16 protein-coding genes are annotated in these 19,722 nt (G+C 62.6%); 7 read left to right on the forward strand and 9 right to left on the reverse strand.

Annotated features, from left to right (window positions below):
- Positions 1-12: 12 nt before the first annotated feature.
- The 3 genes from ASG03_RS12475 to mce are packed head-to-tail and all read left to right on the forward strand — an operon-like array spanning position 13 to position 4,639.
- Positions 13-2,016 carry an acetyl-CoA carboxylase biotin carboxylase subunit gene (locus tag ASG03_RS12475; RefSeq protein ID WP_062478765.1) on the forward strand — a complete coding sequence of 668 codons (2,004 nt, stop codon included), beginning with the start codon at positions 13-15 and terminating at the stop codon, positions 2,014-2,016.
- Between the two features lie 44 nt (positions 2,017-2,060).
- A complete protein-coding gene (scpA, locus tag ASG03_RS12480) occupies positions 2,061-4,241 on the forward strand; it encodes a methylmalonyl-CoA mutase (protein ID WP_062693787.1) in 2,181 nt (726 codons plus the stop codon).
- Positions 4,238-4,639 (forward strand): methylmalonyl-CoA epimerase, encoded by a 402-nt coding sequence (gene mce / locus ASG03_RS12485; RefSeq protein WP_062478771.1) that lies wholly within the window; start codon positions 4,238-4,240, stop codon positions 4,637-4,639. The genes scpA and mce overlap by 4 nt, the downstream gene beginning before the upstream one ends.
- A gap of 4 nt (positions 4,640-4,643) precedes the next feature.
- Here mce and ASG03_RS12490 read toward each other — a convergent pair whose 3' ends face one another.
- The 7 genes from ASG03_RS12490 to ASG03_RS12520 form a co-directional block, all read right to left on the reverse strand.
- Positions 4,644-5,069 carry a DoxX family protein gene (locus tag ASG03_RS12490; RefSeq protein WP_062478925.1) on the reverse strand — a complete coding sequence of 142 codons (426 nt, stop codon included), beginning with the start codon at positions 5,067-5,069 and terminating at the stop codon, positions 4,644-4,646.
- A 250-nt stretch (positions 5,070-5,319) separates the two neighbouring features.
- The gene (locus tag ASG03_RS12495; RefSeq protein WP_443216613.1) at positions 5,320-6,642 is read right to left on the reverse strand and encodes an extracellular solute-binding protein; all 1,323 of its coding nucleotides are present in this window, start codon (positions 6,640-6,642) and stop codon (positions 5,320-5,322) included.
- Positions 6,643-6,706: 64 nt separating this feature from the next.
- Positions 6,707-7,534 carry a carbohydrate ABC transporter permease gene (locus tag ASG03_RS12500; RefSeq protein ID WP_062478928.1) on the reverse strand — a complete coding sequence of 276 codons (828 nt, stop codon included), beginning with the start codon at positions 7,532-7,534 and terminating at the stop codon, positions 6,707-6,709.
- A gap of 50 nt (positions 7,535-7,584) precedes the next feature.
- Positions 7,585-8,523: a carbohydrate ABC transporter permease gene (locus ASG03_RS12505; RefSeq protein WP_062478777.1), complete on the reverse strand. Its 939-nt coding sequence runs from the start codon at positions 8,521-8,523 to the stop codon at positions 7,585-7,587.
- Positions 8,516-9,619: an ABC transporter ATP-binding protein gene (locus ASG03_RS12510; RefSeq protein ID WP_062693788.1), complete on the reverse strand. Its 1,104-nt coding sequence runs from the start codon at positions 9,617-9,619 to the stop codon at positions 8,516-8,518. Before ASG03_RS12510 ends, ASG03_RS12505 begins: the two co-directional genes overlap by 8 nt.
- 147 nt (positions 9,620-9,766) lie before the next feature.
- Positions 9,767-11,278: an arabinosylfuranosidase ArfA gene (arfA, locus tag ASG03_RS12515; protein ID WP_062693789.1), complete on the reverse strand. Its 1,512-nt coding sequence runs from the start codon at positions 11,276-11,278 to the stop codon at positions 9,767-9,769.
- A gap of 114 nt (positions 11,279-11,392) precedes the next feature.
- Positions 11,393-12,322, reverse strand: coding sequence for an ArsR/SmtB family transcription factor (locus ASG03_RS12520; protein WP_062693868.1), 930 nt, complete (start codon positions 12,320-12,322; stop codon positions 11,393-11,395).
- A 273-nt stretch (positions 12,323-12,595) separates the two neighbouring features.
- Between ASG03_RS12520 and zwf the strand changes: the two genes are divergently transcribed.
- Positions 12,596-14,044, forward strand: coding sequence for a glucose-6-phosphate dehydrogenase (gene zwf / locus ASG03_RS12525; protein ID WP_062693869.1), 1,449 nt, complete (start codon positions 12,596-12,598; stop codon positions 14,042-14,044).
- Between the two features lie 5 nt (positions 14,045-14,049).
- Complete coding sequence (locus ASG03_RS12530; RefSeq protein WP_443216614.1) at positions 14,050-15,045, forward strand: transglycosylase SLT domain-containing protein; 996 nt, start codon at positions 14,050-14,052, stop codon at positions 15,043-15,045.
- Between the two features lie 65 nt (positions 15,046-15,110).
- Here the strand turns inward: ASG03_RS12530 and kdgD are convergent, their stop codons facing one another.
- Both kdgD and ASG03_RS12540 read right to left on the reverse strand, forming a co-directional pair.
- A complete protein-coding gene (kdgD, locus tag ASG03_RS12535) occupies positions 15,111-16,043 on the reverse strand; it encodes a 5-dehydro-4-deoxyglucarate dehydratase (RefSeq protein ID WP_062693790.1) in 933 nt (310 codons plus the stop codon).
- 79 nt (positions 16,044-16,122) lie between these two features.
- Complete coding sequence (locus tag ASG03_RS12540) at positions 16,123-16,878, reverse strand: FadR/GntR family transcriptional regulator (protein ID WP_062693791.1); 756 nt, start codon at positions 16,876-16,878, stop codon at positions 16,123-16,125.
- 181 nt (positions 16,879-17,059) lie between these two features.
- Between ASG03_RS12540 and ASG03_RS12545 the strand changes: the two genes are divergently transcribed.
- Together ASG03_RS12545 and ASG03_RS12550 are read left to right on the forward strand one after the other, a co-directional pair.
- Complete coding sequence (locus tag ASG03_RS12545) at positions 17,060-18,493, forward strand: aldehyde dehydrogenase family protein (RefSeq protein ID WP_062693792.1); 1,434 nt, start codon at positions 17,060-17,062, stop codon at positions 18,491-18,493.
- 78 nt (positions 18,494-18,571) lie between these two features.
- The gene (locus ASG03_RS12550) at positions 18,572-19,720 is read left to right on the forward strand and encodes a mandelate racemase family protein (RefSeq protein WP_062693793.1); all 1,149 of its coding nucleotides are present in this window, start codon (positions 18,572-18,574) and stop codon (positions 19,718-19,720) included.
- The last annotated feature ends 2 nt before the right edge of the window (positions 19,721-19,722 follow it).

Genomic DNA, 19,722 nt, shown 5'->3' on the forward strand with positions numbered 1-19,722 from the left:
CTGGACGAGACCGTGATCAAGAAAATCCTCATCGCCAATCGTGGAGAAATCGCCTGCCGGGTCATCCGCACGGCTAGACGTATGGGCATCCGCACCGTTGCCGTCTTTTCCGATGCCGACCGCGAGGCGCTGCATGTGCGCGAAGCCGATGAAGCCGTGCATATCGGACCCGCCCCGTCCAGCCAGTCCTACATCGCCATCGACCGGATCCTCGACGCAATCCGCACGACCGGTGCGGATGCGGTTCACCCGGGCTATGGCTTCCTGTCCGAAAATGCCGCCTTCGCAGCGGCGCTCGACGCGGCTGGCGTGATTTTCATCGGCCCGCCCGTCGGTGCGATCAAGGCCATGGGCGACAAGATCACGTCCAAGAAGATCGCCGCCGAAGCCGGCGTCTCCACGGTGCCCGGCCACATGGACCTGATCGCGGATGCGGACGAAGCCGCGCGGATTTCGGGCGAGATCGGTTATCCCGTCATGATCAAGGCATCGGCGGGGGGCGGCGGCAAGGGCATGCGGATTGCCTGGAACGACGCCGAGGCGCGTGAAGGCTTCCAGTCCTCGAAGAACGAGGCAAAAGCGTCTTTCGGCGACGACAGGATCTTCATCGAGAAATTCGTGACGCAGCCGCGCCACATCGAGATCCAGGTTTTGGGAGACCGACATGGGACGGTGCTTCATCTTGGAGAGCGGGAATGCTCGATCCAGCGGCGAAACCAGAAGGTGATCGAAGAAGCGCCGTCACCGTTCCTCGATCCCGAGACGCGGCGCGCCATGGGCGAACAGGCCGTCGCTCTTGCAAAGGCAGTGAACTACCATTCGGCAGGGACGGTCGAATTCATCGTCGATGGCGCACGCAACTTCTATTTTCTGGAAATGAACACGCGGCTGCAGGTCGAGCATCCGGTGACGGAACTCGTGACCGGCCTCGATCTCGTGGAGCAGATGATCCGCGTTGCTGCAGGCGAAGCCCTGTCGTTTGCGCAGGACGACGTCACGCTCGACGGATGGGCGGTCGAGAGCCGCCTCTACGCCGAGGACCCGTACCGGAACTTCCTGCCATCGATCGGGCGTCTGACGCGGTATCGTCCCCCGGCCGAAGGCCCGACCGGTGGCGGATGCGTTCTGCGCAACGATACCGGCGTGACCGAGGGCGGCGAAATCTCGATGTATTACGACCCCATGGTCGCCAAGCTCTGCGCCTGGGGCCCGGACCGGCTGGCGGCCATCGACACCATGTTGCATGCGCTGGATGATTTCGAGGTCGAGGGCATCGGGCACAATCTCCCCTTCCTCTCGGCCGTCATGCAGCACGAGCGGTTCCGATCGGGCAACATCACGACGGCTTTCATCGCTGAAGAGTTTCCCGACGGCTTTCAGGGCGTCGAGCCGGATGCCGACGCGCATCGTGTGCTGGCGGCGGTGGCGGTCCTGGTGCATCAGGTGCTGCAGGAGCGTGCGGCGCACATCTCGGGCATTGTCGGGCATCACCGTCGGGTGGTGGCCAAGGACTGGGTGGTACGGTTCGACGACACCGAAATCGAGGCAACGATCGAAGCGCTCGGCGAAGAGACCTGTATCCGTTTCGGCGACGGCGGCATGCTCACGACGGCGGGCGTTTTCGTGCCTGGGGCCACCCATGCCCGCTTCGTCATCGGAGGCGAACCTGTCGGCGTCAAGATCGACCTGACCGGCTCGGCCATTCGCTTGCGCTGGCGCGGCATGGATGTGAAGGCGTATGTGCGCTCGCCGCGGGTGGCAGCCCTTGCACGATGGATGCTGCGCAAACTGCCGCCGGATACGTCCAAGCTGCTGCTCTGCCCCATGCCGGGTGTCATTACGGCGATCATGGTTTCCGCGGGCGAGACGGTCGAGGCCGGTCAGCCGCTGGCGACCGTGGAAGCCATGAAGATGGAAAACATCCTGCGGGCCGAGCGCCGCAGCGTCGTCAAGCGCGTGGCGGTCGAGCCGGGCACCAGCCTGGCGGTGGACGAGGTTGTGCTCGAATTCGAGTGAGGCAGGCGACGTCGATGGTCGGTGCAGGTATCGGGGACAGAGAGATGACAGACGGTCCGGAGAGCAAGACATCCGCAAGTTCTAAGACGCTGACGGACTGGCAAGCACTGGCCGAGACCGAACTGAAGCGGTCTCCCGACGGCCTCATGTGGCAGACGCCGGAAGGAATCGCCGTCAAACCCGTCTACACGTCCGAAGACATTGCGGGGCTTCCGCACCTCGGCTCTCTACCGGGGTTCGCGCCGTTCACGCGGGGTCCGCGCGCGACCATGTATGCCGGTCGGCCCTGGACCATTCGCCAGTATGCAGGCTTTTCGACGGCGGAAGCCTCGAATGCCTTCTATCGCAAGGCCCTGGCCGCGGGCCAGCAGGGTGTCTCCGTCGCCTTCGATCTTGCCACCCATCGCGGCTACGACAGCGATCATCCGCGCGTGGAAGGTGATGTCGGCAAGGCGGGCGTTGCCATCGACAGCGTCGAGGACATGAAGATCCTGTTCGACGGCATCCCGCTCGACAAGATCTCGGTGTCGATGACCATGAATGGGGCAGTCATCCCGATCCTTGCGAGTTTCATCGTTGCAGGGGAGGAGCAGGGGGTGCCGCGCGCGGCGCTCTCGGGCACCATCCAGAACGATATTCTGAAGGAGTTCATGGTTCGCAACACCTATATCTATCCGCCGGAACCCTCGATGCGCATCATTGCGGACATCATCGAGTACACGGCGCGCGAGATGCCCAAGTTCAACTCCGTTTCGATTTCCGGCTATCATATGCAGGAGGCCGGGGCGACGCTTGTCCAGGAACTCGCTTTCACGCTGGCGGATGGGCGCGAATATGTGCGGGCCGCGATCGCCAAGGGTCTCGATGTCGACGCCTTTGCCGGCCGCCTCTCGTTCTTCTTTGCGATCGGCATGAATTTCTTCATGGAGGCGGCAAAACTGCGTGCCGCACGCCTTCTCTGGTCGCGCATCATGGACGAGTTTGCGCCGAAGCAAGCATCGTCCCGCATGCTGCGGACCCATTGCCAGACGTCGGGCGTATCGCTCCAGGAACAGGATCCGTACAACAATATCGTGCGCACAGCGTTCGAGGCGATGTCGGCTGTTCTCGGCGGCACACAATCCCTGCACACGAATTCGTTCGACGAGGCAATTGCGCTTCCGACGGAATTCTCGGCCCGGATCGCCCGCAATACGCAACTCATCCTTCAGCATGAGACGGGCGTGACGAAGGTGGTCGATCCGCTGGCCGGCTCCTACTACGTCGAAAGCCTGACGGCCGAGCTTGCCGAAAAAGCCTGGACGCTGATCGAGGAGGTGGACGCCCTGGGCGGCATGACCAAGGCTGTTGCCGACGGGCTGCCCAAACGGTTGATCGAGGAAGCCGCAACGCGGCGGCAGGCAGCGGTCGATCGCGGCGAAGAGGTGATCGTCGGCGTCAATCGGTATCGCCTGGAAACCGAAGATGACCTCGACATTCTCGATATCGACAACGCCGCCGTTCGGGCGGGACAGATCCGCCGCATCGAGGAGACGGGCCGTCGCCGCAGCGTTTCGGAGGTTCAGGCGACACTCGCCACCCTGACAGACATTGCGCGGACCGGGTCCGGAAACCTGCTACAGGCAGCCGTCGACGCGGCGCGGGCGCGGGCCACCGTCGGCGAAATCTCGGAGGCCTTGCGCGTGGTCTTCGGCGATCATGCAGCCGAGCCTGTGGTCGTGAGAAACATCTATGGTGACGCCTACAAGGGCGATCCCGAACTGGAGACGCTGACCGCGCGGCTGTCCGCCGTCTCCGCCCGCATCGGCACGCGGCCCAAGGTGATGGTGGCGAAACTCGGTCAGGACGGCCATGACCGCGGCGCAAAGATCATCGCCTCCGCCTTTGGCGATATCGGCTTCGACATCCTCGCCGGGCCTCTGTTCCAGACGCCGGACGAGGCGGCGCAGATGGCGTTGGCCGAGAGGGTGCACGTCGTCGGCGTCTCCTCGCTTGCCGCGGGGCACAAGACGCTGCTGCCGCAACTGATCTCCGCGCTTCGAAGCAAAGGCGGCGGCGACATCATCGTGGTCTGCGGCGGGGTCGTGCCCCGTCAGGACTACCAGTTCCTTCTCGACCATGGCGTGGCCGCCGTTTTCGGGCCGGGCACGAACGTCATGGAAGCAGCCAACGCGATCCTCGACATTCTCGAGGGCAAGCGGCGAAACACGGGAGGCGAGGGATGATCACGGGATTGAACCATGTCGCGATTGCCGTTCCGGATCTCGACCGGGCTGCGGCGCAGTACCGCCGGATGGGCGCCAGCGTTTCCGGCGCGCAGGACTTGCCGGACCACGGGGTGACCGTCGTCTTCGTGACCCTGCCGAATACGAAAATCGAACTCCTGCACCCGTTGGGCGAGAATTCTCCCATCGCGGCGTTTCTGGAAAAGAACCCCTCGGGCGGCCTCCACCACATCTGCCTTGATGTCGATGATCTGGCGAAAACGGCAGAGGGTGTCGTGGCCGATGGGATCCGCGTTCTCGGCGACGGCCAGCCGAAGATCGGCGCGCATGGCAAGCCCGTGATGTTCCTCCATCCGAAGGATACCCAAGGTGCGCTTCTGGAGTTCGAGGAGCGGTAGGAGTTTAGGGCCTCAATCGCCCGCGACGTGGCCAGCGGACAAGACCCGCGGCACGAAGGGGCAGCCAGACAAGCACGGGCTGCAGAAGAAGGCGAGGCACGTGGTAGAGCCAGGGCAGGACACCGGCATCCGCCGCTGTGAGGCTGTCGATCGCATGCTTGATGTTGGCAGGGTAGACGCAGACGGCATAAAGCGCGAGGCCTATGGCAGCGGCCCGTTCTGTCGGGCGGAACCAGATACCGACCGCGCCGAGGAGCTCGCAAACGCCCGTCAGGGCGATCACCGTGCTTGGAAATGGCACCCAGTCCGGCGTGATCGTCAGGAACGGCGACGGCCAGGCCAGATGCAGAATGCCGGCGAGCGCATAGAAGATCGATAAGCCCGTCCGCACACCCTTCGGGCGTTCGCTGTTGCCTGTTGCTTCGTTCATTGCCGTAACGTCGTCCCGCGTTTCGTGCCGCATCCTGCGCGCTTTCAACGAATATAGGACATCAAACACGAATGACCCGCCGCTTCAGGGGAGGCGGCGGGTCTGACCGCGTCGGCAGGGAGTGTGCCGTCGAGGTCTAAAGTGCGTTGCGTGAAAAAGGATTCACGCAACGCACTTTAAGGTCTTGTTTGGATGCATGTCGTTTTCCGAAACCGCTGCACACGTTCGGGCGACATGCAGGAGGCGGTTGCTACAGGTTGGCGAGAAGGTCGTTGACGCGGCTCTCCATGCTGTCAAGCGCGGCATCGACATCCTTCTGGCCGGTGATCGCAGCGTTCATTTCCTGGCCGATGATGTCCTGGATCGCAAACTGGCGCTGGACGGTCGAGGGCAGGGCAACGCCGAGCGTGGCGATCGGCGCGACGGTGTCACGGTGTGGCAGGGCCTTGAATTCCGGCGTCTCGAAGACGGCCTTCACAGCCGGCAGATGGCCCGTGCGCGACCATTCGAAATCATTGTCCTTGAAGAACTTCAGGAACTTGCCGATCGCGGCCACTTCTTCGGGCGAGCGATCCTTTCGCGAAACGCCCCAGGCATGGCCGTCGGCATATTGGGCCTTCTTGCCGGGGAACAGCTGCGGATAGGGATAGACGGTATAGCCGCCCTTGTTGAGGGCGGTTCCTGCCGTCTCGGACGACGCAGTGTAGTCGCCGATCATCCATGTGCCATTCAGGTGAACGCCACCCTCGCCGGCGAGAAACGCGTTGATGCTGGCGGCGTAGTCCATATCCTTTGTCGTGTCGCCCTGGTCGAAGATCGCCTTGTACATCTCCAGGACCTTCTTGGCCTCCGGAGTCTTGAGCTTGACCTTGAGGGGATCTGCGAAGAAGTCGGAATCCTGCTGGAACAGGTAGGTGTAGAAATTCCGGGTATAGAGTGCCACCTCGTTGGCCAGGTTCTGTACGAAGTAGGGCTTGCCGGTCTTCTCGCGGAACTGCTTGGCCTGTGCCAGCAGTTCGTCGACGCTGGTCGGCATTTTCGGCGTGCCATCCGTGTTCACGAGGTCGGCCTGCTTAAACAGGTCCATGTTGATGTGGTAGAGCATGGTCCAGTTGTCGATCGGCAGGCCGTAGATCTGGCCGTCCTTCGTCACGCCGCTGCGGGCAGCGTCGGTAAAGTCGTCCGGCTTGACGCCGACGGAAGCCAGGACCTCGTCGAGCGGCATCAGGAGACCCTTGGACTGGTAATCCGACAGGGCCGAGTGGTGGATCGAGACGATATCGGGAGGATCGCCGGCCGCAAACTGTGCGGTCAGCTGGTCATAGCCCGGCCACTCCACCGTCGTCACGGAGATATGGACATCGGGATTGTCCGCATTGAACTTGTTGATCATCGAGGTGATGATCCCGCATTCGCCGACGGCCTTTGTTACGTCGGTATTGCTGCCGAAATCGGCATCGCAGGCGCCGAAGAAGCGCTGCAGGCTCAGCTCCGTCGCGGCAAATGACGGCGTCGCCGCCATCACGGCAATCGCCGAGGCCGCGGCCAGGATAGACGTCCTCCATACATGCATCATGCGTGTCTCCTCCATGTCATGATTGTGGGACCGGTCTCATCGGAGAGACCGGGCAGTCTGCTCATCGCACCGCAGCACCGGATACCGCGGTCACGATGTACTTCTGGAAAAACAGGTAGAGGATGAGGATCGGCGCGCTGGCGAAGACCGCCTGCGACATGAGAAAACCGAGCCCTTCGGATTGCGCGAAATTGGTCTGCGTCGAGGCGATGCCGACCGTCAGCGTGTACATTTCCTTCTTCGTTCCCGAGATCAGCGGCCAGAAATAGTCGTTCCAGACGCTGAGGAAGGTGAAGATCCCGAGTGTTGCCTGGGCCGGCACCGTCAGCGGCAGGAGCACCTTCCAGAAGATCTTGAAACGGCTGGCATTGTCGAGCAGCGCCGCCTCGTCCAGCTCTTTCGGGATCGCGCGAAAATACTGCGTCATCAGGAACACGCCGAAAGGCGCCGAGAGCCAGGGCAGGATCAGCCCCGGATAGGTATTGTGAAGTTTCATCCACGAGAAGAGCTGGTGGCGCGCGATCAGCACGGCCTGTTCCGGGATGGCAAGCCCGACGAGAACAATCACGAACAGGGCGTTGCGAAAGGGAAAGTTGAGCCGGGCAAAGCCGTAGCCGGCGAGCGAGCAGAGCACCAGCGTCCCCAGCGTCACGCCGCCGGACACGATCAGACTGTTGAGGATCCAGCGGAACACCGACGAGGTGGTGAGAATGTTGAGGTAGTTCTGGAGCGTATAAGGCGCATGGAACACGGCGTTCATGCTCGCCATCAGCTCCTTGTTGTCCTTCAGCGACAGGGCGACGACCCAGACGAGCGGCGCCATCATGATGACGGCGGTGGCGATCGTCAGCCCGAGGATGATGCGATCGCCAGTGCTGCGCCCGACCATCCCCGTGGGTCCGGTCGCGCCCGTCGGCGCGGGTGAGGCTGCCATCGCGCTCATGCGTCCTCTCCTTTTCGGCGTGAAACGACATACTGGATCATGGCGGCGACAAGGATCAGAGCGAACAGCACTTCGGAGGCCGCAGCACCGAGACCGAGGTCCCATCGCTTGAAGGCGGCGTCGTAGATGTACAGCACGAGTGGTGTCGACACATTGTTGGGGCCGCCATTCGTCATCAGCCGGGCCTGCCCGAAAAGCTGGAACTGCAGAACAATCTGGATGACGACCACGAGAACGAAGGTGCGCTTGATCGACGGAAAGGTAATCGAGCGGAAGGTGCGCCAGCGCCCGGCATTGTCGAGCGCCGCTGCCTCGTAGATATCGCCCGGGATCTGCTGGAGCGCGGACAGAAACAGCATCATGGGAAGGCCGATGCACCACCAAATCGTTGCAATGGCGATGGCGATCATCACAAGCTTCGGATCGGACAGGAAGGCCGGGGCCGTTGCACCGAACCATCCGTAGATCGTGGAGAGGAGCCCGAAGCCCGGCACGAACACGATGCGCCAGATAAGCGTGACAATGGTGACGGACAGAACGGACGAGGCGAAGAAGATGGTTCGCAGCACGGCTGCCGTGCGCGTCTGCCGATTCAGCGCCAGAGCCAGAAGAAGACCGATCAGGGCGAGGGGCGGAACGGTCAGGAGGACGAAATAGAAGGTGTTGCCAATGGCCTTCAGGAAAATCCCGTCATTGAAGAGACGGGTGTAGTTGGCAAGCCCGACGAACCGACCCGTGGAAAAGGCATCCGCCTTGTGCAGGCTCATCCACATGCCCCAGAACAGGGGGACGAGCAGAAGCAGAACGAAAAACAGCAGATAGGGCGCGACAAAGATGGCGTTGCGCCACAGCGGGGCGTTGACGTTCTGGATCCGCCGTCGCCCAGATGCCGTCTCGGCGACAGCGGCCTTGCCGGCGAGGGTCAGATCAGCCATGGCTGACGTCCTCCGCATGGCGGGCCCTGCCTTCCGCGTCGAACAGATGCGTCCGCATGCCGTCGAGCGAAAGCGCGATGTCGTCGCCGATCGCAACCCGGCTCATGCCGATATCTTCGGCAACGATCATGCTGCCGTCGCGGAGCCTGACATAGAGAAGGGTGCGGTCGCCGAGCCTTTCCAGAACCTCGACCCGGCCGGGTACCGTGTTCGGGGCGCCGGGCTCCGCGCGTCGAACGGCTTCCGCGCGGATACCAAGCGTCTGGTCCCCCGTGATTGCGCCGTCGGCCCGGATCGTGGTGGCAAGCTCGGCGCCATCCGGGAGTGCCGCAACGAGGAAACCGGCCCTCTCCGACAGCGTGACCGGCATGAAGTTCATGGTGGGCGAGCCGACAAAGGTCGCGACGAACCGGCTTTCGGGCCGCAGGTAGATGTCCATCGGCGTGCCGATCTGCTCGATCTTGCGATTGTTCATCACGACCACCCGGTCGGCGAGCGTCATGGCCTCGATCTGGTCATGCGTGACGAAGATCATGGTCGACTTGACGCGATTGCGCAGCTGGGCAAGCTCGACACGGGTTCGGACCCGAAGCGCGGCGTCCAGGTTCGACAAGGGCTCGTCGAACAGAAACGCCTTGGGCTCCTTGACGATCGCCCGGCCGATGGCGACGCGCTGGCGCTGCCCGCCCGAGAGCTGGCCCGGCTTGCGCTCCATCAGATGGCCGATTTCCAGCATGCGCGCCGCCTCCGCCAGACGGGCTTCGATCACGTCTTGCGGGACGTCGATGTTCTTCAGGCCGAAGGACATGTTGTCGGCGACTGTCATGTGGGGATAGAGCGCGTAGGACTGAAACACCATGGCAAGGCCGCGCTGGCCCGGCGGCAGCGTATCGATCCGCTCGCCGTTGATCGCAATCGTGCCCTCGTCGACGCTTTCCAGCCCGGCGATCATCCGCAGCAGGGTCGATTTCCCGCAGCCCGACGGGCCGAGAAAGACCATGAACTCGTTGGCCTTGACGGACAGCGAAAGATTATCGAGCACCGTCATCGCGCCATATCGCTTCGTGACGTTGGTGATTTCGATCTGCGCAGTCATGCAAGCCTCCCGCCGGCATCGTTCAAAACACAGGTCTGCATCCTATCCTCCCGGCGGTGGCGCGGGCTCCCACCCGACCTTCCGCCTGACTGCCGTCAATGTCTGTCGCGAACCGGGTTTCGACCTCCGTTTCGGGACCGCGTCGCGTCAGGCTTTCAACCGGATCATCCGGTAGCTGAGCGGTGCAATCGAAGCTGTGAGCCGCCCGTCCGAGAAGGCGGCGCCTTCGCCCTTGACCGGGACCACATTGTCGGGTGCCTCGGCCGTATTGGTGATGGCAAGGTTCGCGTGCGCGATAACCTGATCGTCGACGATCGAGAGCGCGCCGAATTCGAGCAACCCGACATCGAGATCGAGAGTTTCGCTCAAATGCCGGTTCACGAGAAAGAAGGTGATATGGCCGGAAGCTGCATCATGCACGGCGGAGACATCGAGATAGGGAACCGCTCCGACGTCCTCGACCGTATAGGTCGGGCTGTCGACCATCAGCTTGAGTGCGGTGCCGCGGCCGTAAACCGAGGCGTAGTAGTAGGGATAAAAGATCGTCTGGCGCCACGCGGGACCTCCCGGCACGGTCATGATCGGCGCAATGACGTTCACGAGCTGCGCGAGGCAGGCGATCTTCACGACATCGGCCCGATTGATGAAGGTGTTCAGAATGCACCCGACCTGCAGGACGTCTTCGAAATTGTAGTCGTCCTCCAGGAGAGGCGGCGCCTCCGGCCAGCCGTTGTGTCCTTCGAGGATCACCTTGTCGCGCTCTTTGGAATGGTACCAGACGTTCCATTCGTCGAAGGAGATATAGACGTCCTTCTTGGAGCGTTTCTTGGACTTCACATAGGCGATGACACCGGCGACCGTGCCGATATAGGTGTCGAGTTCCAGGCTGCGGGCGAGGTAGCTCGCCGTGTCCTTCGCCCGGTTCTCGAAATACATGTGCAGCGAGATGTGGTCGATCTCGTTGTAGGTATGCTCCAGCACCGTCGCCTCCCATTGCGGGTAGGTCGGCATGTGGGCGTTGGACGAACCGCAGACCACGAGTTCGAGCCGGCTGTCGAAGGCGCGCATGGCCTTCGCCGTCTCGTGCGCCAGACGTCCATACTCGTCGGCTGTCTTGTGACCGATCTGCCAGGGACCATCCATCTCGTTGCCCAAGCACCAGAGGCGGACATCGAAGGGGGCTTCGCGGCCATTGGCGCGACGCTTGTCGCTCCAGGTGCTTCCGCCCTCGTGGTTGACATATTCGAGGAAATTGCGCGCCTCGTCGAGGCCGCGAGAGCCCAGATTGACCGCGAGCATCATCTCCGTGCCGACAGTCTCGCACCAATCCGCAAATTCATGAATGCCGACTTGGTTGCTCTCAGATGTGTGCCAGGCGAGATCAAGGCGGACAGGGCGCGCCTCGCGCGGGCCGATGCCGTCTTCCCAGTTGTAAGCCGATACAAAATTTCCACCGGGATAGCGGACGATCGGAACCTGAAGCTCTTTCACGAGGTCGATGACATCGCGCCGCATGCCATCGGCATCGGCTGTCGGGTGATCCGGCTCATAGATCCCGGTGTAGACGGCGCGGCCAAGATGCTCGATGAACGACCCGTATAGCCGCGGGTCGATCTCCGAGATCGTGAATTTGCTGTGGGCGATAACCGTCGCCTTCATGCCGTCCTCCCAAGTAATTCATATTCCATGATATGTATCATGATTTAAGATGAATAAACCGGAGCGAAGGCCAAGCGTCAAGCGGAAAGTGTTGTGCAGTGCGAAGGCCGCGCGCTACTTTTTCGTGCGCAGGCGCAGTAGGATATCCTGATCGTAATTGCCGAACCCGCGGCCGAAGATGTTGATTCCGCCGGGATGTTTCGCATCCTCGAGAACGCCGATCCGGAGCCGGATCGAATGATGGATTTCCAGCTTCAGATCAGCAAGCCGGACGTCCGAAATGCGCATGCCGTCGACATAGGAGCCTTCGTCATTGATGCGAAAACTCTTGAGTTTTCCGTATTGCGAGCCTTTCAGTTTCCACCAGTCAGGGGTGTAAACCCCTCTTTTGTCACCGAAATCCCCCGGAGATGTCCAAGTCGCCACGTCGATGCCATTCACGGCAAGCGTGATGTCCGACGGCCAGTCGGCGCTCGTTCCGGGCACCTCGGACGACAGCTCCAGGACGAATTCGAGTTCACGGATCTCCGTGTTTGCAAGGCGCGCATTGTTGGGGAACTGATATTCTACATAGCCCCGGGTGAACCAGATCAGACCCGTCTTCATGCGGTCGGGATCAAGAAACGTGCTGGGCACGTCGAGCAGCCCGATGATGCCGTCGATCGAACAGAGCCCGCACGGGGCCGAGACCTCGAAGCTGGTATAGAGGCCGAGCGGCATGGAGACCTCGATGGCGTCTTGTTCCGTTTCCTTGATATCGCTCTTGAGAACAATCAGGATCTCGTCGTAGAGCGCATGGCAGATCTTTTGGTTTCCCTTGCGGGCCTTGAGCGTTTCCGTGCGGATCAAGCCCGCGTCCTGCAGCATCTGGATATTGATAGAAACGCTGGATTGCGGGGACTGAAGCACATCCGCAATGTCGTTGACATTCATCGGGCCCTTGTTCTGCAGGAGTTTGAGGATCGAGACACGGGCAGGAGACGCCAGCCCTTTCAGCACGGCCTGGTTTTCCTCGGGGTCGACGACCAGAAAGTTGCGGCTCACGACAGTGCACTCCATGCTGACCCGATGCCTGCTCATTCATATCGATAGAACTGATTCAGTCAACGCCCGCGTTTCCCACTGTTCGGTAGGTGACGCGCGTCATGGTCGCCCTATCTCCTGCCTCGACCGCACGAGCCGCTTTTGCCTATGCTGTTGCGGCTGCGACCAGTGAAGGAGACCCGCGTGACCACACCGACAGCCCGCGTTCAGCAGACAGCCGATACGTCCTCAGGCGCCGCACTCGGCAATCTCGATCCGGCGCCGCCCGCCACCCTGGTGATTTTCGGCGCGACGGGAGATCTGACCCGCCGTCTGCTGGTGCCTGCGCTCGTCAACATGGAACGGGAAGGCCTCATTGGTCCGTCCACGACCGTGCTGGGCATCGGCAAGGATGCGGGTGACGACGAGATGTTGCGAACGAGCCTCGAGACGTTCAGCGCGCAGCACGTCGGCGACGGCGACACCCAGCGTGCCGAGGCCTGGCAGAAGCTCCGCCCCAAACTGCGCTACCGCGCAGGAGACTTTACGGCGGATCAGATCTACACCGAGATCGCGGCGGAGCTAACGGGCAATGCGGTGTTCTATCTCGCCGTGCCGCCACGCTTCTTTGGCGATATCGTCGAAAAACTCGCCGATCACGGCCTGACGAACGAACCCGATGGCGCCTTTCGCCGCATCGCGATCGAAAAGCCGTTCGGGCATGACGCCGCTTCGGCAAAGGCTCTCAACGCGCGCATTCTTGCACGTGTCGCCGAGACCCAGGTCTACCGGATCGATCATTTCCTGGGAAAGGAAACGGTCCAGAACATCATGACCCTGCGGTTTGCCAACATGATGATCGAAAAGCTGTGGAACAGCGACAGCATCGACCACATCCAGATCACGGCCGCGGAGACCGTGGATGTCGGCACGCGCGGCAGCTTTTACGACGGAACGGGCGCACTCCGGGACATGGTGCCCAACCATCTGTTCCAGCTTCTCGCCATGGTGGCGATGGAGCCTCCGATCAGCTTCGACGCCGAGGCCGTTCGTGACGAAAAGGCCAAGGTTCTGCGCGCGATCCGCATCTATGAGCCGGAGGACGTCGACACGAACGGCGTGCGCGGCGCCTATGCCGCCGGCACGATTGGCGACCGGACGGTGCCCGCTTACCGACAGACGCCGGACGTGAAGCCGGACAGCACCACCGAGACATATGTCGCCCTCAAACTGATGATCGACACCTGGCGATGGGCGGGGGTGCCGTTCTATCTGCGCACCGGGAAGGCGCTTTCCGTGCGGGATACGGAGGTCATCATCACGTTCAAGCCAGTGCCATTCGCGCAGTTTCCCCGCCTGCGAAACGCGCATCTGCCACCGAACCGCATCGTCATCCAGATCCAGCCGGACGAAGGGATCAGCCTCGACATGCTCATCAAGCGGCCGGGCATCGGCGTGGCGGTCGAGCCGGCGGTCATGGATTTCCGGTATGCCGGTCTTTTCGACATCGGCCGCCTGAACGGCTACGAGACCCTGCTCTACGACATTCTGACAGGCGACCAGACGTTGTTCCAGCGCGCGGATGCCGTGGAAGCGGGCTGGCGCGCGGTACAGCCGTTCCTCGACCGATGGGCAGAAGGTGGCGAGCCGGCCCCCTATGCGCCCGGGTCGCTGGGACCGGATGCCGCAGCCGATCTTCTCGCCCGCGATGGCCTTGCCTGGCACGACCTCGTGACGCGGTGAGCCCCTTGACGGTGGCGCGAAGGGCGGCAACGGGACGTGCACGCGCGGCCGGCCGTGGCCTGTGCGGTCGTATCACGGCCGGGTCCCTCCGCACACTGCTGCTGGGCACGCTCTGTTCGACGGGCTTTGGCATTAGCGCCCTGTCGCAAACGAAAGAAGACCGGGATGCCGGCTGCCTCTACGAGGGTGGTGCGGCCGCGCCGCAACTCTGTATCCGCAAGGCGAGCTTCAACGCCGATCTCTGCAGCGCGATCGAGCATTTTGCCCGCCGCTCCGATGTGCCGCCGGACTTTTTTGCGCGGCTCCTCTGGCGGGAAAGCCTGTTCAACCCGGATGCCGTCAGCCCGAAGGGTGCAGAGGGCATCGCCCAGTTCATGCCGGCGACGGCGCGGCTGCGCGGGCTCGGCAACAGCTTCGACGTCATCCAGTCGCTCGACGCGGCGGCCGCCTACCTGCAGGACCTGCGCATGCGGTTCGGGAATTTCGGGCTCGCCGCTGCCGCGTATAATGCCGGGGAGGGCGGGCTTTCGCGCTTTCTTTCGACGGGCAGGCTGCCGCTGGAAACGCAGGATTACGTCTTTGCCATCACCGGCTATCCCGCCGAGACGTGGAAAACCCGCGCGCCCGACGCGGCGGCGCCACCTCTCGACCCGGGCACGCCCTTCGCCGATGCCTGCCTTGCTCTTGCCACCCGCCGCATCATTCGCGACCCCGTGCTCGTCGGATCCGCCGACTGGGCGCCCTGGGGCGCTCAACTGGCGGGACACTACAATCCTGCAACCGCGATGAAGCTTTTCACCTTGGCCGTCGCAAGGCTTCCGGCACCCTACAATGCCGAGCGCGCCCTGATCGTCCGCCAGCGCGGCGGCAATTTCGGGTATCGTCCGCGCTATGCGGCCCGGATCGGACGCGAGACGCGTCAAGAGGCGGACGCTCTCTGCGCCATCGTGCGAAAAGCGAGCGGTGCCTGCATCGTCCTGCGCAACACCCGGCACCGCTGATCCTTTTTCCGTCTCCGGCTTGCGCCCCGACAGTGACGGGGCGCCGGAAATTGCGCGTGGTGCGTTTATTCGGCCGCTTGCGCAGTGGCCGCCATGTTTCGATAGGGCTCGCAGAGCGCCTCCATCATCCGGACCTCCTCGGCCGTGAGATCAGTCAAGGGCGCGCGAACCGGGCCGACATCGAAGCCCATCAGCCGCACGCCCGCCTTGATGGCCGAGACGGCATAGCCCTTCTGCCGGTTGCGGATCTCCATGAACGGATAGAAGAAGTCGATCAGGATGCGGTTCGTGGTCTCGGTGTCACCCCGCCGGAGTGCGGTGTAGAAATTCTGCGCAAGCCCCGGCACGAAGTTGAAGACCGCCGACGAATAGGTCGTCACGCCTGCCCCGAGATAGGCATCCGCGAACAGCTCGGCCGTGGGCATGCCGCCAAGATAGGTCAGGCGATCGCCCATCGTCGCGGTAATGCGGCGCACAAGCGCGATATCGCCAGAGCCATCCTTGAAGCCGACCAGATTGGGGCAGGCATCGCAGAGGCGCGAGAGCGTGTCGGCCGTCAGGATCGAATTGTCGCGATTGTAGACCATCACGCCGATGGAAACGGACTGACAGACCGTCTTGATGTGCTGGTAGAGGCCTTCCTGGCTCGCATCCATCAGATAATGCGGCAGAAGAAGAATGCCGTCGGCACCCGCCTTTTCTGCGGACGTCGCGATGGAGACGGCGATGCGGGTGCCGTAGCCGCAGCCGGCCACGATCGGGGTCACGCCTGCCGAAGCTTTGGCCGCGGCAACGATCTCCGGGATCTCCGAAGGTTCGAGCGAGAAGAACTCGCCGGTTCCGCCTGCTGCAAACAGAACCGTTGCATCGAAGCCCGCAAGCCAGCCGACATGCGCTTCGTAAGCTTCACGGTTGAAGAGCCCGTCTGCGCCGAACGGCGTCACCGGGAAGGACAGAAGGCCGGCGCCGAGCGCGCGCTTCAACTCAAGGGGATCCATGGACACGGGCAATCTCTCCAAACGTTGCATCTGGGAGAACACTAGTAAGAGATATTATCTCTGTCAATACTTGTATGATCTATGCTGCCGAGGATTGCCGTGAACTGCGCATCATGGCCCGATATCGCTGCTGGCTTCCTTTCAGGTGATGGCGCATGGCGTCGCGGGCCGCTGCCTCGTCGCGGTCTGCGATGGCCCGGGCGATGATCTCGTGTTCCTGCTGGATCTGCGACAGATACTCCGCCGATGTCGCGTCCGATCGATCTGCGCCAAGCAGCGAGCGCGGAATCATCTGTTCGCCGATCGCCTGGAGAAGCTCGCGGAAGCGCGGATTGTTGGTGCTGTCGGCGATGGCGAGATGAAAGGCGCGGTCGCTTTCGACGGTGGCCGTGCCCGAGGCAATCTGTTCGTTCATGACGTGCAGCGTTTCGAAGATAAGCTCCTGCTGCGCCGGAGAACAGCGCCCGGCCGCCAGTCCGGCCGCCTCGATTTCGATCGCGGCGCGCACTTCCAGCATTTCGATGATGGAGGAGACGCGGGTCGGATCGACGCCCTGCAGCGGGCCTTGCGGCCTGGCCGGCGCAGCAAGCACGAAGACGCCGACTCCGTGCCGCACCTCGACAAGCCCGTCCGCGCGCAGTGATGCGATAGCCTCTCGAATGACGGTTCGGCTGACCTGGTGTTCTTCCGTCAGGCCGCTCTCGCTCGCCAGTTTCTCGCCCGGTTTGAGCGTCCCCTCGGCAATGGCGGCGCGCAGTCTCTGGCTTACCGTCGCGACAAGGTTTCTGCCCTTTCGAACAGGCCGCCCGTTTGTGTCGTGATCCGATCTCTTCACGAATCCCCCGCTTCGCAAATGCAGTGTTTCCAGAGTCTTATCACGAAGCGCCGTTGCTCGGCGCAAAGCACGGAAGAAATTTATTGACCGCCCACATTGATCTTATAGGATGACATACGTCATTTATATGATAACTAGATGCGCGCGCCGTGAAGACGCATTGGCTTGGAGGACCACGAACGTGACCATTTACCAGAATCTCATCGCCGGGGAGTGGGTCGGCTCACAGACGTCTCGCAACCTGAGCCCGTCGGACACGAACGATCTTGTCGGGCTCTACGCCCAAGCGAGCGCCGACGATGCGAAGGATGCCATCGCGGCTGCCAAGCAGGCGTTTCCGGCGTGGTCCCGCTCCGGCATTCTCGAGCGTCACGCGATCCTGCGAAAGGCGTCGGATGAAATTCTGGCCCGCAAGGAGGAGCTTGGGGCTCTCCTCGCCCGTGAAGAGGGCAAGGTGTTGCCGGAGGCGATCGGAGAGGTCACGCGCGCGGCGCAGATCTTCGACTTTTTCGCAGGCGAGGCTCTCCGTCTGACGGGTGAGACCGTGCCGTCCGCCCGGCCGGGGATCGGCGTCGAGGTCACGCGCGAGCCGTTGGGCGTCATCGGCATCATCACGCCGTGGAATTTTCCGATCGCCATCCCGGCCTGGAAGATCGCGCCGGCGCTTTGCTACGGCAACACCGTCGTCTTCAAGCCCGCGGATCTCGTTCCCGGCTGCGCCTGGGCGATCGTGGATATCCTCAACCGCGCAGGCCTGCCCAAGGGGGTGCTCAACCTCGTCATGGGCCGCGGTTCCGTCGTCGGCCAGGCGCTGCTCGACAGCCCGGATCTCTCCGGCCTCACCTTCACGGGGTCGACGGGCACCGGCAAGCGCGTCGCTCTTGCGTCGATCGAGCATAACCGCAAGTTTCAACTAGAAATGGGCGGCAAGAACCCGATGGTGGTTCTCGACGATGCCGATCTTTCGGTCGCCGTCGAGGCCGCGGCCAATTCCGGCTTCTTCTCGACAGGACAACGCTGCACGGCCTCCTCTCGGCTCATCGTTACCGAAGGTATCCACGACCGCTTCGTCGCGGCGTTGACGGAGCGACTGAAGACGCTGACGGTCGACAATGCGATGAAACCGGGGACGCACATCGGTCCCGTGGTCGACGAGCGACAATTGAAGCAGGACACGGATTACATCGACATCGGCAAGAAAGAAGGCGCACGGCTGGCCTTCGGCGGCGAGGTCCTGACGCGCGATACGCCCGGCTTCTACCTGCAGCCGACCCTCTTCACCGAGGCCACGAACCAGATGCGCATCTCGCGCGAGGAGATCTTCGGGCCGGTCGTCAGCGTCATCAGGGCCAAGGATTACGACGAAGCGCTTTCGATCTCCAACGACACCCCTTTCGGCCTTTCGGCCGGTATCGCCACGACCAGCCTGAAGCATGCGACCCATTTCAAGCGCCATGCGGAAGCGGGCATGGTGATGGTCAATCTCCCCACCGCCGGTGTCGATTTTCACGTGCCGTTCGGTGGCCGCAAGGCGTCGTCCTTCGGTCCGCGCGAGCAGGGGCGCTATGCCGCAGAGTTCTTCACCGTGGTCAAGACCGCCTACACGCTGCCCTGAGCCTGAGCCTGAACTTGAGCCCTGCGCCCTGAGCCCAAGCGGCGCCCGCGTTCGCTATACTGTCCGAGGAGACATTTCGTGAAAATCGTCGACGTCCATGTGCGCGTTTTTGCTCACACCACCTATCGCCATCAGGACACGGCCGGCCATGCCCATCCCGGCCCCGCGCACCGGGTCAACCTCGCGCTCTTGACCATCGTCGATGACGAGGGCGGAGAGGGTTATTGCTTTGCGCCGCCCGAGGTCGTTCGCCCTCACGTCATCGAGAAGTTCGTGAAGAAGGTGCTGATCGGCGCCGATCCCTTTGCGCGCGAGCGGCTCTGGCAGGAGCTTGCGCACTGGCAGCGCGGCAGTGCGGCGCAACTGACCGACCGGACGCTGGCGATCGTCGATTGTGCGCTTTGGGATCTGGCCGGGCGCAAGTTGAACATGCCCGTCCACAAGCTGATCGGCACCTACCGCGAGAAGATGCGTGCCTATGGCTCGATCATGTGCGGTGACGAGCTCGAAAACGGCCTCGCGACGCCCGAGGATTACGGCCGGTTTGCCGAAAAGCTCGTCGCCCGGGGTTACAAGGGGATCAAGCTCCACACCTGGATGCCGCCCGTCTCCTGGGCGCCGGATGTTGCCATGGACCTCAAGGCCTGCGCGGCCGTGCGCGAGGCGGTGGGCCCGGACATCCACCTGATGATCGATGCATTCCACTGGTACACCCGAACCGATGCGCTGAAGCTCGGCCGAGGCCTGGAAGCGCTCGGCTTTGACTGGATCGAGGAGCCGATGGACGAGCAGAGCTCCATGTCCTACGCGTGGCTGTCGAAGAATCTCGACATCCCCGTCCTCGGCCCGGAAAGCGCTGGTGGCAAGCACTTCAGCCGCGCGGAATGGATTGCGACCAAGGCCTGCGACATCCTGCGGACAGGGGTTCACGATGTCGGCGGCATCAGCCCGGCCATGAAATGCATGCATCTTGCCGAGTCCTTCGGCATGAACTGCGAAATCCATGGCAACGGTGCGCCGAACCTGATCGTCGCTGCCTGCTCGAAGAATGCGAACTGGTACGAGCGTGGGCTTTTGCATCCCTTCCTGGAGTATGACGATGGCTTCGAATATCTGAACGGGTTGGTGGATCCCATGGACGCGGATGGCTACGTCCATATTTCCGACAAGCCGGGGCTCGGCGAGGACATCAATTTCGACTTCATCAACGCGAACCTTGTGACCTGACG

Source organism: Rhizobium sp. Leaf341, from assembly GCF_001424325.1.
Taxonomy (GTDB): Bacteria; Pseudomonadota; Alphaproteobacteria; order Rhizobiales; family Rhizobiaceae; genus Ferranicluibacter.

What these genes read in the sequence shown, in the direction of transcription:
- scpA (WP_062693787.1), top strand. Translation starts at nt 2,061, where the DNA reads ATGACAGACGGTCCGGAGAGCAAGACATCCGCAAGTTCTAAGACGCTG.
- ASG03_RS12495 (WP_443216613.1), bottom strand. Translation starts at nt 6,642, where the DNA reads ATGCATGTATGGAGGACGTCTATCCTGGCCGCGGCCTCGGCGATTGCC.
- arfA (WP_062693789.1), bottom strand. Translation starts at nt 11,278, where the DNA reads ATGAAGGCGACGGTTATCGCCCACAGCAAATTCACGATCTCGGAGATC.
- ASG03_RS12505 (WP_062478777.1), bottom strand. Translation starts at nt 8,523, where the DNA reads ATGGCTGATCTGACCCTCGCCGGCAAGGCCGCTGTCGCCGAGACGGCA.
- ASG03_RS12490 (WP_062478925.1), bottom strand. Translation starts at nt 5,069, where the DNA reads ATGAACGAAGCAACAGGCAACAGCGAACGCCCGAAGGGTGTGCGGACG.
- kdgD (WP_062693790.1), bottom strand. Translation starts at nt 16,043, where the DNA reads ATGGATCCCCTTGAGTTGAAGCGCGCGCTCGGCGCCGGCCTTCTGTCC.
- ASG03_RS12510 (WP_062693788.1), bottom strand. Translation starts at nt 9,619, where the DNA reads ATGACTGCGCAGATCGAAATCACCAACGTCACGAAGCGATATGGCGCG.
- mce (WP_062478771.1), top strand. Translation starts at nt 4,238, where the DNA reads ATGATCACGGGATTGAACCATGTCGCGATTGCCGTTCCGGATCTCGAC.
- ASG03_RS12500 (WP_062478928.1), bottom strand. Translation starts at nt 7,534, where the DNA reads ATGGTCGGGCGCAGCACTGGCGATCGCATCATCCTCGGGCTGACGATC.